Origin of the sequence: Clostridium bornimense (assembly GCF_018917145.1) — a bacterium.
Taxonomy (GTDB): domain Bacteria; phylum Bacillota; class Clostridia; order Clostridiales; family Clostridiaceae; genus Clostridium_AN; species Clostridium_AN bornimense_A.
In genome coordinates, this window is record NZ_JAHLOD010000115.1 from 1 (window position 1) to 1,474 (window position 1,474).

The 1,474-nt window shown below is 30.0% G+C and carries 1 protein-coding gene; it reads left to right on the forward strand.

Translation table 11 applies throughout. The features are described 5' to 3' along the window. Positions 1 to 99: 99 nt before the first annotated feature. On the forward strand, positions 100 to 1,434 hold the full coding sequence (locus KQI30_RS16755; protein ID WP_216464478.1) for an IS3 family transposase: 1,335 nt from the start codon (positions 100 to 102) through the stop codon (positions 1,432 to 1,434). The last annotated feature ends 40 nt before the right edge of the window (positions 1,435 to 1,474 follow it).

Here is a 1,474-nt window from a genome sequence, read left to right on the forward strand (position 1 = left end):
TAAAATGGTACCTATAACATGGACACATAAAAAAAGAGTGTCTAGTTTATAGGTACTTTTTTATGTATAATTAAAATTATCTTGGAGGAAATAGTGGATATGAGTAAAATTAAATTTTCAAAAGAAGCCATTAAAATATTAGAACAAAATATACATGTAAAACGTGTTAGCGAACTCTCAATAACCTATACTGATGAATTTAAGCGCTTATTTATAGAAGAATATCTAAAAGGAAAAACTCCTCGTAATATTTTTGAAAGTGCTGGTTTTGATATAGAAATAATAGGTGTAAAACGTTATGAACAGGCTGCCGCCAGATGGATTAAAGCCTATAATAAAGATGGCATCATTGGACTTAGGGATACCCGTAGGGAGAATTCGGGTAGATTAAGTAATGCACCATTATCTAAAGATAGTATTATTGAAAAGCAAGAAGCTAAAATTAAGTTACTTGAGGAGCAAATAGAACTGTTAAAAAAATTAGATGTGACAGAAAGGAGGCTGGTAAACAACTGCGTAGAACTAACAAAAAATGAAGTCTATAAATTAATTTATGAAACGATGTCTAATAGTCATTACTTAGGCACCGTTTCTCATTGCTGCGCAATTTTAGGAGTATCCCGTTCAGGGTACTACAACTATTTGAAATCTAGTGATATCAGACACAAAAAGGAATTAGCTGATGAAGAAGCAAGAGATATCATATTGAAAGCGTTTAACTATAAAGGCTATAAGAAAGGTTCTAGATCTATAAAGATGTTATTGGAAAATGAATTTAATATCATATACAGTCGTAAGAAAATACAACGTATAATGCGCAAATATAATATTATTTGTCCAATTAGACAAGCTAATCCATACAAAAGAATGGCTAAGGCTACAAAAGAACATAGAGTTGTTCCTAATTTATTACAAAGAAACTTTAAGCAAGGAATACCTGGTAAAGTATTATTAACAGACATAACTTACATAAAATATGGTGCGTGTGAAACAGCTTATTTATCTGTTATAAAAGATAGTTGTTCTAATGATATTTTAGCACATCATACATCTAATAGAATTACCTTAGACATTGCTACTACAACGATAGATAAACTTATGATGAATTATAAAAATCATCTTTGTTCTGATGCATTTATCCATTCTGACCAAGGCGTTCATTATACTAGTCCGAAATTTCAAGCAAAGTTAAAAGAAAATAATCTTTCTCAATCAATGTCTAGACGTGGAAACTGTTGGGATAATGCTCCACAAGAATCTTTTTTTGGTCATATGAAGGATGAGGTAGATTTTAAATCTTGTAAAACTATAGATGAGGTTATAAAGAAAGTTGATGACTATATTGAATATTATAATAATTATAGATATCAATGGAATCTAAAAAAGATGACTCCTATACAGTATAGAAATCATCTTCTTAAAAATATTGCTTAACCCCTTTTTTTGTATTGTCCTTGACAAAGGGTCCACTTTA